We start from the raw sequence: 14,485 nt of genomic DNA, 5'->3' as shown, positions 1-14,485 counted from the left end.
GGCAAGCGCCGCAGATTTATTCGGCTGGGAAATATCGCACATAGGCAAACTCATCACCAGCTGGTGACCAGTTGGGAGAGTTCATCGTCCCCTGCCCGCCAAAAAGATCAAAGAGCGTTTCGACATTGCCACCATCGGGATCCATCAGTCGCACGCGAACATCGAGATCACGCGGATGGTCGAAGACGTCGCCGTCATAGGAAATGAAGACGACCTTGTCTCCCTTTGGAGACGGATGGGGGAACCAGTCGCCATATGGGCTGTTCGTGATCCGCTCGACGGCTGATCCATCTGCTCTTACGCGCCAGATCTGCATTTGTCCCGTGCGGCTGGAGTTGAAGTATATCCAATGACCGTCCGGCGAATAATCCGGCCCGTCGTTTCGCCCCTCTCCATGGGTCAGGCGCGTCTCGTTGCGGGTTTCTATGTCCATGGAATAAATATCGAAAATCTGATCTCTGATCCCGCAGTAAGCGAAGCTTTTGCCATCCGGCGCCCAGCCATGCCAGTAGGAGGGCAGGTTCGGCGTCATCAATGTCGGCGCGCCACCTGATGACGGAAGAAGATAGATCGCGCTCTTCCCGAACTCGACCTTGTCCGAAATCGCGTAAAGCGACCCATCCGGCGAAATGCCATGATCGTTGTTGCACTGTACGGCAAAGCCGGTGTCGACCTTCTCTACCGCGACATCTCCACCCAGAGACAAGCGATAAAGCAGGCCCTCACTGTTCAACAGGAGATAGCGACCGTCTGGGGACCAGTTGGGTGCTTCGAACAGTTTGTCCGTCTGCCAGACCACCCGATTTGCCCGAGTACGAATATTGAATATCTCGACTGAACTGCGCATCGTTACTCCCCTCACCACGTCCAGACTGGCAGGCTAGCCTACCGGTCGCGGAAGCGATTGGTGATAGGATAGCGCCGGTCACGTCCGAAATTCTTCTTGGTGATTTTCACACCCGGTGCGGACTGGCGACGCTTGTACTCGGCAAGATAGAGCAGATGCTCGATCCGGTGGACAGTTGTCACATCGTGACCGCGTGCGACGATCTCGTCGACGGACATTTCCTGTTCAACCAGGCACTCAAGAATATCGTCAAGAACCGGATATGGCGGCAGCGAGTCCTGGTCTGTCTGGTTGGGCCGCAACTCAGCCGACGGAGCCTTTGAGATGATGTTGGCCGGTATCACTTCACCGGAAGGCCCGAGGGCACCCGGCGGGACATGGGCATTGCGCCAACTGGAGATGGCGTAGACCTGCATCTTATAGAGGTCCTTGATAGGATTGAACCCGCCATTCATATCACCGTAGAGCGTGGCATAGCCGACCGACATTTCCGACTTGTTGCCCGTCGTGACCACCATCGAGCCGAATTTGTTGGACACGCCCATGAGGATCGTCCCACGTGTTCGGCTTTGCAGGTTTTCCTCTGTTATGCCTTCTTCCGTGCCTTCGAACAGTTCCGAAAGGGCTGACATAAAGCCGTCTACGGGCTCGGCGATCGGCACGATATCATAGCGACAACCAAGCGCCCTGGCGCAATCGGCAGCGTCTTTCAGCGATTCTTCCGAGGTATAGCGGTAAGGCAGCATGATGCAGCGCACCCTCTCCTCACCCAACGCATCGACTGCAATTGCCGCACAGATGGCAGAATCGATACCGCCAGAGAGACCGAGTACGACGCTCTTGAAGCCGTTCTTGTTGACGTAGTCGCGGAAGCCAAGCATGCAGGCGCGATAATCGGCCTCCTCGCCTTCGGGAATATGCGACATCGGTCCTTGGCTGCAATGCCAGCCATTCTCGGTACGCTTCCAGTCGGTAACGGCAAGCGTTGCTTCGAACTGGCTCATCTGAAATGCCAGCGTCTTATCAGCGTTGAAGCCGAAGCTTGCCCCGTCAAAAACCAGTTCATCCTGACCGCCAAGCTGATTGGCGAACACGAGAGGCAGCCCGCTTTCGATAACCTGACGCAGCGCCACCTGATGACGCACATCGACCTTGCCGCGATAATAGGGCGAGCCATTCGGAACCAACAATATTTCAGCGCCAGCCTCGGCCAAGGTCTCGCAGATACCGAGATCGTTCCAGATCTCCTCGCAAATCGGAATGCCAATGCGGACGCCCCGGAAATTGTAAGGGCCGGAGATGGAGCCTTCGCTGAAGACACGCTTCTCGTCAAACTCGCCGTAGTTTGGCAGGTCAACCTTGTCACGCAGAGCGACAATCTCGCCACCATCCAGCAAGGCGACCGAGTTATGCCTGCCCTTCTCGCCCTGACGGGGGAAGCCGATGATAACGCCCGGGCCGCCATCCGCCGTTTCTGCGGCCAGATCCTCTACCGCCTTGAGGCAGGCTTTCAAGAATGCCGGCTTCAGGACCAGATCTTCCGGGGGATAGCCGGAGATGAAAAGCTCCGTCAGCAGAAGTAGATCGGCGCCCTGGGCTGCGGCATCCGCTCTCGCCTCTCGCGCTTTTGCTAGGTTGCCAGCGACATCGCCGACGGTCGGATTGAACTGTCCGATCGCGATCCGGAACGTGTGGGGAATGGTCTGTTCTGTGCTCATGCCTTCCTCATTATCGCGCCGGCTCTCACTGTGCAACGCGCAGGATAAAACTGTTATAAAACAACGGCCCTCCAAGAAGGTTTCGGCATGGGAATGCCGGACATCCACGGCTCACGCAATGGTTACGCGCCAGACCTGTGAATTGCGCATAGTTCATGTCGCGTTCATTGCCTGTATGTGACAGTTAGATGACACTTATATGACGGGTGATTCATGCCTGTCCCCACGACTGCCGGAGTATAATCGTGACGAAATCGGTGCCCAAAACAACGGTTGCCGAAAGGATGAAACACGTCCTTTCAAACCCATGGACACGGTTCCCTGCCCGTGAAGCCGGTAACATCCAGTCCGTGGTCAATCTCGTTCTTGCCGCCGTTCTCCTTGTGGTATGCATGGAGTGGATTGCGCGAGGCACATTGCACGACGTCGCTACCTTTCTGCTTTCGTCTTCGCGACCCGGACTGACAACGGTCTGCGCAGTGGTCATCGGTCTCATGGCGCTGGACGCTGTCTTCGGGCGTCACTACCGATCGCTGATCGTTGCAGTTCCGCTGCTCGTCTTGCCCGCTTTTTTCTCCAGTCAGAAACAGCTCTATCTCTCCGATCCGCTTTACCCGTCGGACCTGCTTTTCGGACGTCAGATTATCCAGCTATTGCCAGCCATGCTGAAGGCGCAGCCTCTGACAGCCTTGTTTCTTGCGGTTGGAGTTGCCGCTGCCGTATTCGCGGCTGTCCTTCTGTGGCGCCTTTCTTCCACACATGCGCCCGTCATTCCGCTCAAAGCCAGGATGTATAGGCTGGCAATTGCCGTTCCGGTGTTTGTCAGCTTCGGATCAATGATGGAATATTCAAGCTATTCCTGGATCAGGGACAGACTGAACATCATTCCGATGATGTGGGATCAGAAGGAAAATTACCGGCACAACGGCTTCATCATGGCGTTTGCCTTCAATATTCCCATGGCGAAAGTGACAGCGCCCTATGGCTACGGCGCGGAGACCATCGCAGACATCGCCTCCGATAACTCGGCCTTCGCCGTCAACCACAGCAAGCGGCCAGACGTGATCATGATCATGAGCGAATCGCTATGGGATCCGACGCGGCTGGAAAATGTCCGTTTTTCGCAAGATCCGATGCCGCAAATCCGCGCCATGCAATCCGGCCATGTCTTTTCCCCGGAGTTTGGCGGCATGACGGCCAATGTCGAGTTCGAAGCGCTGACAGGATTCAGCAATGCGTTTCTGCCTTATGGCAGCATCCCCTATCAGCAATATGTGCGACGTCCGATGCCATCGCTCGCCACTTTCTTCCGCTCGGAGGGCTACTCCGCCATTGCTGTCCATCCCTTCCAGGAGTGGTTCTGGAACCGGCGTGAGGTCTACAATCACTTCGGCTTCGAAGAATTCCGCTCGGAAGAAACCCTGCCGCCCATGGAAAAGCGTGGAGCTTTTGCCTCTGACGACGCTTTGACAAACGAGATTATCCAGACAGTCGATGCGGCCGAGAAGCCACAGTTCCTCTTCGCCGTCACGCTACAGGGTCATGGCCCCTATGAGCCAAACAGATATGCTAAGAACACCATTTCGGTCAGCAGCGACCTGTCCGAGAGCGCAGGCACGGCACTGTCAACTTATGTCCAAGGTGTTTCGGAAGCCGACGAGAGTTTCGCAAAGCTGGTTGCCTGGGCAAAAGGCCGGGAACGCGAAACGGTGATTGTCCTGTTTGGCGATCATCTGCCGCCGCTCGGGCAGACATTTGTGGAAAGCGGCTATATGCCGGACATGGTCGCGACACGCCGCGCGCCGCTTGCCACCATGAAGACCGAGCACGAAACGCCTCTCGTGGTCTGGTCATCCAGAACGGGTCTACAGAACCGCATCGGTACGGTCAGCCCGGCGCTGTTGCCTTATCACGTTCTGAAAACTGCCGGCTTTGACGATCCGTTCTATACCGGCGTACTCGGCAAGGTGCATGCGTCCCACTCGGTGATTGACCGGCACATGCTGATGGAGCGCAATGGTTCAGCGGTACCTGACTGGTCGATTGCGCCTGCGATTATACCGCCAGCTCTGAACGCGTATCGTCAGTTGCAGTTCGATATGATGTTCGGCGAACAATTTGGCAAAGACAGGTTTTTCCCAGGCTTCAGCTGGCTTCACGAGACAGCGCCATCGAGTTGATGCCGTCCGACTCGCGATTTAATTTGAACTTGTGGGTTCCTTGCGTTTACTTCCGGACAACGCCCTGCTGGAGAACGATCATGTCTGCCATTCCAGATTACGTGCTGTCCCACTTCAAACGATCGTCTCGCCATATTGGCGACGTCGAAAAGCGGATTCTGGAGGTGGCGCATCAGAAACAACTTATCTCCACGGACACGAATGCGGAGTTCTCCAAGGAGTCCAGTTTTGGAGCGCGGTTGGCAGACAGCATCGCGCGCATCGGTGGCTCATGGGCCTTCATCATCAGCTTCCTGGTGTTCCTTTTTCTTTGGGCGGTCGTCAACACGGTCGTTTTAACGACAAAGGCTTTTGACCCATACCCCTTTGTCTTCCTCAATCTTATTCTTTCCATGCTGGCGGCTATTCAGGCGCCGATCATCATGATGTCGCAGAACAGACAAGCCGAGCGTGATCGTTTCGAAGCCGCCAAAGATTACGAGGTCAACCTGAAGGCCGAACTCGAGGTTCTCTCCCTCCATGAAAAGATCGATCTCAAGGTTTTGGCCGAACTCGCGGCCTTGCGGGAAGACATCGCAAAACTGCATCAACGGCTGGGACCGGCTGAAGACAGCACCCCATCCTGATCGACCGACATTCGGGTTTACCGCTTTTGCGGCGCCGGTTACGAATCCGTCAGATTTCTACGCTACAGATTGACGCAGGCATTTGTTGCATTGCACTCCGTCATTCTTCGCCATTCGGATGTGCAAGCGCGGGAACAATGTCCGCACGTCGGGAGCATCAGGCTTTCGATCGTAAATATCATCTGTCAGATTCACATTCGGGCATTGAACCCGGTTCACGTCCAGAGGCTTTTTCATGAACCAGTACGATCTCATTGTTGTCGGTAGCGGCCCTGCGGGAAGACGCGCTGCCATCCAGGCAGCAAAGCTAGACAAGAAGGTTCTGGTCATCGAAAAGGGTAGCCGTGTCGGCGGTGTATCGGTTCATACCGGCACCATTCCGTCCAAAACGATGCGTGAAACGGCGCTCAATCTGTCCGGATGGCGCGAGCGCGGCTTTTACGGTCAGTCCTACCGCGTCAAACAGGAGATCAGCGCGGAGGATCTGCGTCAGCGCTTGTTGATTACACTTAATCACGAGGTGGAAGTGCTGGAGCACCAATTCGCTCGCAACCGCGTACAACACATTCGCGGCAAGGCCAGTTTCATCACGCCCGATACGCTTCAGATCGTCAAGGACGATGGGGAAGTGCAGCATGTGTTGGGCAAGAGCATTCTGCTTGCTGTCGGCACAAGGCCTTTCCGACCAGACTACATGCCCTTCGATGGAAAGAGCGTGATCGACAGTGATGAACTGCTACAGATCGAGAAGCTACCCCGCTCCATGGTCGTGATCGGGGCCGGCGTCATCGGCATCGAGTATGCAACGATTTTCAGCGCGCTGGATACGGCTGTGACACTGATCGATCCTAAGTCGACGATGCTCGATTTCATCGACAAGGAAATCGTCGAAGACTTCACTTACCAGCTCCGCGACCGAAATATGAAGCTTCTCCTCGGCCAGAAGGCAGAAAAGGTCAAGCATACACCCGAAGGCAAGGTTTCGATCACGCTCGACAATGGGCGCACGATCGTAACGGAAATGGTGCTTTTCGCCGCTGGCAGAATGGGCGCCACCGATACGCTGAATCTTGCCGCAGCGGGACTTGAGGCGGATAGCCGCGGTCGGCTTGCCGTCAATCCGGAAACATTCGAAACATCCGTGAAAGGCATCTTTGCCGCAGGCGATGTGGTCGGCTTTCCAAGTCTTGCTTCCACCTCGATGGAACAGGGACGAATCGCTGCGCGCGTCGCGGTCGGCGCCATTGCAATGGAACCGCAGAAATACTTCCCCTATGGAATTTACGCTGTACCGGAAATTTCCACCTGCGGCCTGACCGAAGAAGAGATGAAAGAGCGCGGCATTCCTTACGAATGCGGAATTGCACGCTTCCGGGAAACCTCCCGCGGTCACATCATGGGCCTGGACACCGGCCTTTTGAAATTGATCTTCTCCTTGAAGACCCGTCGGCTTCTCGGCGTGCATATCGTTGGCGAAGGCGCAACGGAGCTTGTTCACATCGGCCAGGCGGTGCTCAACCTCAAGGGCACGGTTGAATATTTCGTGGAAAACACCTTCAACTACCCGACGCTTGCAGAGGCTTACAAAATCGCCGGACTCGATGCATGGAACCGCATGGGCGACATCAAAAACTTGACCGAGACGGCAAGCTAACGCTTCTGCCGCATCGGTTTCTTGGTCGCCTGCTGTACGCATGCACAGTGATATCTAAAGCGCCGTGCGTCCTATTGAACGCACGGCGCTTTACTTTTTAAATCTACGCATCGTGCTTTTCCGAAAATCGAGTGCCACTTTCGGGCTGATGCTGTATCGCCTCACCATCTGACCTTGTAGTTCGCACGAACCGCTGGCCGAAAGCGATCTTCATATTGACGATCAAAGCTGCCGGTGACGGTGAAGTGATCGCTGAGCCTCTGTTCGAGCGAAACACTGGAACTGAATTCCTGAAAGCTTTCACGACTCGCACCGGTCAAAATAAAAGCGGTGCCGGTGGCGGATCGCGTCAGTCGCAGGGACTGCGACACGTCAAGCCCGTTCCACTGCTGGCTGGGACCGTCATAGCGCAGCGTCACGTTGCGGTTCGACTCCACATCAAAATCGGCCGTCGCCACGCGCTTTTGTGTCATCGTCATGGTCAAGGCGCTGGATCCGGTCAAGGCGTTCATCAGAACGCCGATGTCTCTAGCGATCTTAACACCCGGCAGATTGGTGGACATAAGAGTGACATCGCCCCAGAACTTCACGGGCGTATCCACCACTGCACCGCCTTCCGACGCACTCATACCCATCTCAAGCCCCGCGCGCAGCGGAGTCTCGGTGGGCAGTCTCGCGCCTAACCTCGCTGAGTAGGAGCGGTCGGAATTCTTGGCAGGCGCCCAGATCAATCCGCGTTCCTGCGCCTTTACCTGTACTGGCGACAAAAGAACAAGCGAGGCCGCAGCGAGCGTGCCTAATATTTTGACAAACATGTCATTTCCTCAAGCTTTAAAAAGACCTGCTGCTCTTGGGAGGGCAACAGCAGTTCTCGTTTCGGCTTGGGCGACCCAGAGAACGAGATCACCCGGACTGAATTTTGCGGCGCTAATCGCCAGCCTGATCCGCGTTTGACTTCGACAAACATGGATCGACAGGCCCGGCATTTTAGCCGCGCCCGAAAGAGAGATGGAACTTAAGGCTTAAAGCCGAGCCGCGTATCGCGACTGGATTGCCTTTAACGCCACCAGGCGTTTAGCAAATCACCCCCAAAGGGTGCCAGATGAACAGGAGATGAACAAGAGCAGGTGCAGTAAAAATTTATTGTGCATCGCAATGTGATCGTCAGAACACAGAACCAGCCTCGACTCAGCTGTTGTAAAGGCTGCACTGGCTCATGCGCGAGGCTGCGGTAGGTTAAAGACTGTTCTCTGTCATACCCAACCGCTCAGACTTTGCCGTCACCGTAAATGAAAAGGCCGCAGCTTTCGCCGCGGCCCTTTCCTATAGAATGATGACAACAGTAGATTACTCTGCGTCGCCTTCAGCTGCCTTCTTCTTGGCAGGAGCCTTCTTCTTCGGAGCGGCTTCTTCGCCTTCAGCAGCGTCAGCCTTGGCAGCAGCCTTCTTCTTAGCTGGAGCCTTCTTCTTGGTTTCTGCGCCTTCTTCAGCGTCGTCAGCAAGAAGCTCTTCCTTGGAAACCGTCTTATCGGTGACGGAAACTTCGGTCAGCAGCTTGTCGATGACCTTTTCTTCGAAGATCGGAGCGCGCAGCGATGCGGATGCACCAGGCGTATTGCGGAAGTAATCAAGGATTTCCTTCTGCTGGCCCGGGAACTGCTGCAGCTGCTGGAAGAGAGCGCGCTGCATTTCTTCTTCGGTGACTTCAACGCCAGCCTTCTCACCGATTTCGGAGAGAACGAGGCCGAGGCGAACGCGACGTTCAGCCAGCTTGCGATATTCTTCGCGGGCTTCTTCTTCGGTGGTGTCTTCGTCGGCAAAGGTCTTGCCGGACTGTGCAAGATCGGTGTTGATCTGGCGCCAGATGTTGTCGAACTCGGCGTCGACGAGGCCAGCAGGCGTATCGAACTTGTAGAGCTCGTCCAACTGATCGAGGATCTGACGCTTGACCTTCTGGCGTGTCACGTTGCCATACTGGCTTTCAATCTGGCCGCGAACGATTTCCTTCAGCTTTTCAGCCGATTCGAGACCAAGCTTGGTTGCCAGTTCGTCGTTGATTTCAACGTCGGCAGCAGCAGCAACTTCCTTGACGGTGATGTCGAAGGTGGCTTCCTTGCCAGCCAGCTCAGCGGCAGGGTATTCGGTCGGGAACGTAACCGTGATGGTCTTTTCGTCGCCAGCCTTTACGCCAACGAGCTGATCTTCGAAGCCTGGGATAAAGCGGCCGGAGCCGATAACCAGTTCGGCATCTTCAGCAGCGCCGCCATCAAAGGCTACACCATCTACCTTGCCGAGGTAGTTCATGGTGACGCGGTCGCCTTCAGCGGCCTTGCCCTTCTTGGTCTCGTAGCTGCGAGCGCTTTCGGCAATCTTAAGGATCTGCTCGGTGACTTCGTCTTCGGTTACTTCGACGACTTCGCGAGTAACATTGATGCCGTCATTCGACTTCAGTTCGATAGCCGGAATGACTTCGTAAGCAACGTTGAATTCGAAATCTGCTTCAGCGGACAGGATCTTTTCAGCTTCATCCTGGTCTTCCGTCATAGATACGGAAGGCTGCGTCGCCGACTTCTCGCCGCGGCTGGAAATGATTTCAGAAGGCTTTTCGCGAACCAGCTCGTTGACGAGGTCTGCCATGATGGACTTGCCATACATCTTCTTCAGATGAGCAACCGGCACCTTGCCAGGACGGAAGCCGTTGATCCGAACCTTATCCTTGGCGTCAGCGAGGCGCTCGTCGAGGCGAGCCTTCATGTCAGCGGCCGGGATAACGACCTTGATTTCGCGCTTCAGCCCTTCAGCGAGCGTTTCGATAACCTGCATTTTCATACCTTCACATCATGGCGGCAGTGCTCAGAGACAGCCGTCGGTTAATTTCGAGCACAGCGCCGGAACCTGAATTCACCGGCCGTGACTATAAAACTTGCATGCACAGGCGCGTTGCGGAGCAATTATGCCTGAGCCTGGGAAAGGGCAAAACGAAACGCTTCACCTTGTTTTCCCGGCGATTTGTGGTGCGGGTAGAGGGACTCGAACCCCCACAACTCTCGTCGCCAGAACCTAAATCTGGTGCGTCTACCAATTCCGCCATACCCGCGCTCTTTAAATCCTGCATAAACAACATCTGGCACATGAGGCCTTCCGGAGCGCGGCGTCTCTATATCATCCGTTTTCAGGAGCGCAAAGGAAAAATGACGCTGTACAAGGCCTATTTCCATGGGTTTCGAGGCTTATATGACAATGTCGAACAGAGCATCGCCGAGATTCACGAGGTGTACCGCGTCTGCTCGATTCTCCTCTATCGATGTGCTGACGTGACTTCGACCTTGAGCGATGGCCACCGAAGCCTTGATGACCCGATGAGCACACCGATGACTGCGTGTCGAGCCTGACAAAAAAATAGACGACCGGAAAAAACAAACCCCCGCCCTGCTCTTGACCGTTGCACCCCAGAAAACAACCTGAGTGCCGTCAAATTATGCATTTGTTAAGGAAGTGGATGCCGATTCTGCCTTCGCCCTGCGTTTAGTGCATAGGTGTCATCCTTCTTTGTCTATTTTTGAAGTGCGCCGAGCGGCATATATTCCAGTTCAGAAAACGAAGCCGAGTTGATCCCAAGCAACCGGCGAACCGAAAAGAGGATAAGATCATGAACATTGCACGCTCGCTGAACAACTGGCGCAAGTATCGTCAGACCGTAACTGAACTCGACCGCATGAGCGACCGCGAACTGAGCGATCTCGGCATCGGCCGCACCGACATCCGTCGCGTTGCTCGCACCGCCGTCGGCATGTAATAGAACGATAACACCGACTGGTCATCTTTGACCTGTCCGACGTGTTACCCTCAAAAGGCCCTGAGCACCCTGCTCCGGGCCTTTTCTTTTTCGCGATTACTTCTCTCCTGCCCCCCCCGAAATTACCCCCCCCCCCAGCAATCGAAAAGATGGGCCTTCTCTGCGCTCAAAATATGCGCACATTCCGCGCGAAGATGCAAAAATAGACGACACATTGCACAAATGCATGGCAGTCGCTCAAAATCTGCACTCCAATTCATGGCTTTGAATATGTATATACGACATCAACAGCCGAGAGCGCAGATAACCAGCGGCCCGGCGGACAGACATCAAAGATCAAACGAACATAAAAGATTGAGGAAATACCCATGAACCCGCTTCGCATTGCAAAGAACTGGATCAGCTACCGTCGCACGCTCAACGAACTGGGCAGCCTTTCCAACCAGGCTCTCAGCGACATCGGCCTGACCCGTTACGATATCCGTAACGTTGCATCCCGTTCGTTCCGCTAATCAGCGTACAGGGTCGCCCGAAAGAGCCGACCTCCCAGGGACATCGGGCGACTGAGCGACAGGAGAAAAAACGGCGCCACGAGCGCCGTTTTTGATTCGTGGATGACGACAACCGTCACAACAGAGCCCACGGCGCGCCACTTAACTCAACGTCAGGCAAGGGCGAAAACATTTGGCGCTCTTTATCGCTCGTGGTACTGCATTCGCAGATTGCCTCCCTTATGCGAGGCACAGCCAATCAACAAGATGCTCGACCTCTGACACCTTCGGGTGCCTGGTTGACGATGTGAGTGCGCGATGCAAGACAACACAAATTCTCCCATCCACGTCATTGGCGGCGGGCTTGCCGGCTCTGAAGCTGCCTGGCAGATCGCTCAGGCGGGCGTCCCGGTTATCCTGCACGAGATGCGCGGTGTTCGCGGCACGGACGCGCATAAGGGTGACAGTCTTGCCGAACTCGTTTGTTCCAACTCGTTTCGCTCCGACGACGCAACGGCCAACGCAGTTGGCGTTATTCATGCGGAAATGCGTCTCGCCGGTTCGCTAATCATGGCCTGCGCCGACAAACATCAGGTCCCAGCCGGTGGTGCTCTCGCTGTTGATCGTGATGGGTTCTCCGAGGCGGTGACGGCTGAACTTGAGGCGCATCCGCTGGTGACCATTGTTCGTGAAGTGATTGTTGGCCTTCCACCGAAAGAATGGGGCAATACGATCATTGCGACCGGCCCCCTCACCGCACCCGAGCTCGCCGCCGCTATCCAGACGGAAACCGGCGAAGACGCGCTCGCCTTCTTTGATGCGATAGCGCCGATCGTTCATCGCGACAGCATTAACATGGACATCTGCTGGTACCAGTCACGTTACGACAAGGTCGGACCTGGCGGTAACGGCAAGGACTACATCAACTGCCCGATGGACGAGGCGCAGTATCACGCCTTTATCGATGCGCTGATTACGGGCGATACGGTTGGCTTCAAGGAGTGGGAGGGCACGCCCTATTTCGATGGCTGTCTACCGATCGAAATCATGGCCGAGCGCGGTCGTGAGACGCTTCGCCACGGCCCGATGAAGCCGATGGGGCTGACCAATGCCCATAATCCGACCGTCAAGCCCTATGCGGTGGTGCAGCTGCGTCAAGACAACGCTCTTGGTACGCTTTATAATATGGTCGGCTTTCAGACGAAGCTGAAATACGGCGCGCAGGCGGAAGTTTTCCGGATGATACCCGGCCTCGAGAACGCAGAATTTGCGCGCCTTGGCGGCCTGCACCGCAACACCTATATCGATTCGCCGAGACTGCTCGACCCCTCACTGAAGCTGAAGTCCCGACCGGATATCCGCTTTGCAGGCCAGATCACCGGCTGCGAAGGCTATGTTGAGAGCGCATCCATCGGCCTCCTGACCGGCCGATTTGCAAGTGCCGAACACAAGGGCGAGCCGATCCGCCTGCCACCTTCCACAACAGCGCTTGGGGCACTGCTGAACCATATTACTGGCGGGCATCTTTCCACCGACGAAGAGCCAGGCAAGCGCTCTTTTCAGCCAATGAACGTCAATTTCGGGCTGTTCCCAGACCTCGAGCCAGGATCGATCGTCAAGCCGGAAGGCGTCAAACGCTTTCGCGGCAAGGACAAGACGATCATGAAGCGGCAATTAATGAGTGCCCGAGCGCTGAAGGATTGCGCCGCATGGCTTGGCGTTGAAGCACCGGTTTTCGGTCAGGTCGCGGGAGACGGCGAAGAGTTGGAAGCGGCCTCAGTCGCCTGATGAGACTCTGATTCTGCTGCTTCAAGATAGCTGCCGAGTAACCAGAGAGACACTTCGGCAGCCTCCCCTGCTGACTTGAAGCGATAGGCGCCGCTATATTTAGGGGCGTCGAGGAATGTCACGACGAAACCATCACCGCTTTCCAGATGCTCGACCGTGATACGCTCCGGATTGAGCATCATGCAGACATTGTGCTTTCCCATATTACGCATAAAGCCCGCCTTGTTGTCATGCAGGCGAACGAAGACGGCGTTGCCATCTGCCGTCATATGCAGGCTGCGGATCGCTTCATTGGGAAAGGCGCGGGCGAAATCGAGAATCGCCTGCCCAGTATCTCGATTGCCGTCATCTTCAGAAAAACGCTTCAAGCGCCACACGTAAATGGCAAAAGCGCATAGCAACACGAGAACGATTGTCCAGATGGTCAGAGACATCCATGGCACTCCGTAGGCGTCGAAGATGTGTCGGGCGCACTCGATGCGCCGAAACTAGACGGGCTTGATACCGCACCAGGCTTGCGTGGGCGTGGAGCCCTGTCAGAAACGCTTGAGATAAGCCGCTTTTGCCAGCAGCCAGTGACGACGCAGGAGCGACAGCTGAATGCCGTGGTGAAGATTGCCGGCGCCAAGGCGCTTGGCGGCTTTCAAGACAGGCTCAACCTGCGCCACGGGAAGAAACGCGGGAGCGACGGCCGAAGGAAGCACCGAGCGACGCGCTTTTTCGAGATGATCAAGCGCATGAGCGCAGAAAATGTCGATAGCCGCGCCTATCCTGTCTTTATCCGCCCCCTCCAGAAAAGCCTCTCGGTCCAGCCCTGCCGCAGATAGAATGTCTTGCGGAACATAGACCTGCCCGCGACGACGGTGCAGCGGCATCAATAGCAGCATGCCCGCCATTGCCTGAGCGACGCCTGCGTGACCGGCAGCTTCGGCGCTTCTTGCGGCATCTTCCGGTGAAAGGACGATGCTGGAGAGTTGGATCAGCGCGGATGCCGTCTCCCCTGCATAGCCTTCCAGTGCGTTGCGGTTTTCGAAAACGTCATCATAGAGATCGAAGATGCGTGCCTCGATCATATTGAGCAATGTCTGGCGTGGCAGATTATGCGTGGCGAGCGCGTTCAGCAAAGCTGCGGCAACAGGATGCCCCACGCTGTCGCCATGCGGATTACCCTCCAGCAAATCGCGCCACCACTGCATGCGGACTTCACCGGGAAGTGGCTCACGAACCGCATCGCGGATGCGGGCAATCTCGGCATTGAATGCGTAAAGTGCAGCAAGGTCGCCGCGCTTACTTTCCGGCGCGAGAAGGCATGCGAGATATCTGTCGCGATCCATATCGCGCAGCATCGTCAGACATACGTTCTTATCCGCCGAAAGATCCGCCAT

General features: G+C 55.8%; 12 protein-coding genes and 1 tRNA gene. 6 read left to right on the top strand and 7 right to left on the bottom strand.

From position 1 onward, the window contains the following. Positions 1–16: 16 nt before the first annotated feature. Complete coding sequence (locus tag ACQZ5M_RS15915; RefSeq protein WP_449080238.1) at positions 17–847, bottom strand: TolB family protein; 831 nt, start codon at positions 845–847, stop codon at positions 17–19. Positions 848–885: 38 nt separating this feature from the next. Continuing rightward, entirely contained in the window at positions 886–2,565 is a 1,680-nt protein-coding gene (locus ACQZ5M_RS15910) for an NAD+ synthase (protein ID WP_449080237.1), read from the bottom strand. A 239-nt stretch (positions 2,566–2,804) separates the two neighbouring features. Here ACQZ5M_RS15910 and ACQZ5M_RS15905 point away from each other — a divergent pair, with 239 nt between their 5' ends. The 3 genes from ACQZ5M_RS15905 (at position 2,805) to sthA (ending at position 7,025) form a co-directional block, all read left to right on the top strand. Then, positions 2,805–4,745 carry an LTA synthase family protein gene (locus ACQZ5M_RS15905; protein ID WP_449080254.1) on the top strand — a complete coding sequence of 647 codons (1,941 nt, stop codon included), beginning with the start codon at positions 2,805–2,807 and terminating at the stop codon, positions 4,743–4,745. An 80-nt stretch (positions 4,746–4,825) separates the two neighbouring features. Next, a complete protein-coding gene (locus ACQZ5M_RS15900) occupies positions 4,826–5,371 on the top strand; it encodes a DUF1003 domain-containing protein (protein WP_449080236.1) in 546 nt (181 codons plus the stop codon). A gap of 235 nt (positions 5,372–5,606) precedes the next feature. Further along, positions 5,607–7,025: a Si-specific NAD(P)(+) transhydrogenase gene (sthA, locus tag ACQZ5M_RS15895; protein ID WP_449080235.1), complete on the top strand. Its 1,419-nt coding sequence runs from the start codon at positions 5,607–5,609 to the stop codon at positions 7,023–7,025. A gap of 161 nt (positions 7,026–7,186) precedes the next feature. Here sthA and ACQZ5M_RS15890 read toward each other — a convergent pair whose 3' ends face one another. From ACQZ5M_RS15890 to ACQZ5M_RS15880, 3 genes are all read right to left on the bottom strand, one after another. Next, on the bottom strand, positions 7,187–7,840 hold the full coding sequence (locus ACQZ5M_RS15890; protein ID WP_296014762.1) for a hypothetical protein: 654 nt from the start codon (positions 7,838–7,840) through the stop codon (positions 7,187–7,189). A 532-nt stretch (positions 7,841–8,372) separates the two neighbouring features. After that, positions 8,373–9,848 carry a trigger factor gene (gene tig, locus ACQZ5M_RS15885; RefSeq protein WP_449080234.1) on the bottom strand — a complete coding sequence of 492 codons (1,476 nt, stop codon included), beginning with the start codon at positions 9,846–9,848 and terminating at the stop codon, positions 8,373–8,375. A gap of 189 nt (positions 9,849–10,037) precedes the next feature. Further along, positions 10,038–10,122: transfer RNA gene (locus ACQZ5M_RS15880), tRNA-Leu, on the bottom strand. Positions 10,123–10,674: 552 nt separating this feature from the next. Here ACQZ5M_RS15880 and ACQZ5M_RS15875 point away from each other — a divergent pair. The 3 genes from ACQZ5M_RS15875 to trmFO all read left to right on the top strand — a co-directional run bounded on the left by ACQZ5M_RS15875 (position 10,675) and on the right by trmFO (position 13,100). After that, a complete protein-coding gene (locus ACQZ5M_RS15875) occupies positions 10,675–10,821 on the top strand; it encodes a DUF1127 domain-containing protein (protein ID WP_082447210.1) in 147 nt (48 codons plus the stop codon). A 368-nt stretch (positions 10,822–11,189) separates the two neighbouring features. After that, positions 11,190–11,333 (top strand): DUF1127 domain-containing protein, encoded by a 144-nt coding sequence (locus tag ACQZ5M_RS15870; protein WP_082447266.1) that lies wholly within the window; start codon positions 11,190–11,192, stop codon positions 11,331–11,333. A gap of 297 nt (positions 11,334–11,630) precedes the next feature. Further along, positions 11,631–13,100 (top strand): methylenetetrahydrofolate--tRNA-(uracil(54)-C(5))-methyltransferase (FADH(2)-oxidizing) TrmFO, encoded by a 1,470-nt coding sequence (trmFO, locus tag ACQZ5M_RS15865; protein ID WP_449080233.1) that lies wholly within the window; start codon positions 11,631–11,633, stop codon positions 13,098–13,100. Here the strand turns inward: trmFO and ACQZ5M_RS15860 are convergent. Both ACQZ5M_RS15860 and ACQZ5M_RS15855 read right to left on the bottom strand, forming a co-directional pair. After that, a complete protein-coding gene (locus ACQZ5M_RS15860) occupies positions 13,052–13,534 on the bottom strand; it encodes a hypothetical protein (RefSeq protein WP_296076572.1) in 483 nt (160 codons plus the stop codon). The genes trmFO and ACQZ5M_RS15860 overlap by 49 nt on opposite strands. 102 nt (positions 13,535–13,636) lie before the next feature. Further along, the gene (locus tag ACQZ5M_RS15855; protein ID WP_296076570.1) at positions 13,637–14,485 is read right to left on the bottom strand and encodes a phytoene/squalene synthase family protein; all 849 of its coding nucleotides are present in this window, start codon (positions 14,483–14,485) and stop codon (positions 13,637–13,639) included.

The organism is Rhizobium sp. 22-785-1, from assembly GCF_053521965.1.
The sequence above is the reverse complement of the archived record's forward strand: the minus strand, read 5'-3'. Positions and strand labels throughout refer to the sequence as shown.

Coding starts and splice junctions, on each gene's coding strand:
- ACQZ5M_RS15915 (WP_449080238.1), bottom strand. CDS start 847: ATGCGCAGTTCAGTCGAGATATTCAATATTCGTACTCGGGCAAATCGG.
- ACQZ5M_RS15910 (WP_449080237.1), bottom strand. CDS start 2,565: ATGAGCACAGAACAGACCATTCCCCACACGTTCCGGATCGCGATCGGA.
- ACQZ5M_RS15900 (WP_449080236.1), top strand. CDS start 4,826: ATGTCTGCCATTCCAGATTACGTGCTGTCCCACTTCAAACGATCGTCT.
- sthA (WP_449080235.1), top strand. CDS start 5,607: ATGAACCAGTACGATCTCATTGTTGTCGGTAGCGGCCCTGCGGGAAGA.
- ACQZ5M_RS15890 (WP_296014762.1), bottom strand. CDS start 7,840: ATGTTTGTCAAAATATTAGGCACGCTCGCTGCGGCCTCGCTTGTTCTT.
- tig (WP_449080234.1), bottom strand. CDS start 9,848: ATGCAGGTTATCGAAACGCTCGCTGAAGGGCTGAAGCGCGAAATCAAG.
- ACQZ5M_RS15875 (WP_082447210.1), top strand. CDS start 10,675: ATGAACATTGCACGCTCGCTGAACAACTGGCGCAAGTATCGTCAGACC.
- ACQZ5M_RS15870 (WP_082447266.1), top strand. CDS start 11,190: ATGAACCCGCTTCGCATTGCAAAGAACTGGATCAGCTACCGTCGCACG.
- trmFO (WP_449080233.1), top strand. CDS start 11,631: ATGCAAGACAACACAAATTCTCCCATCCACGTCATTGGCGGCGGGCTT.
- ACQZ5M_RS15860 (WP_296076572.1), bottom strand. CDS start 13,534: ATGTCTCTGACCATCTGGACAATCGTTCTCGTGTTGCTATGCGCTTTT.
- ACQZ5M_RS15855 (WP_296076570.1), bottom strand. CDS start 14,485: ATGGCGGATCTTTCGGCGGATAAGAACGTATGTCTGACGATGCTGCGC.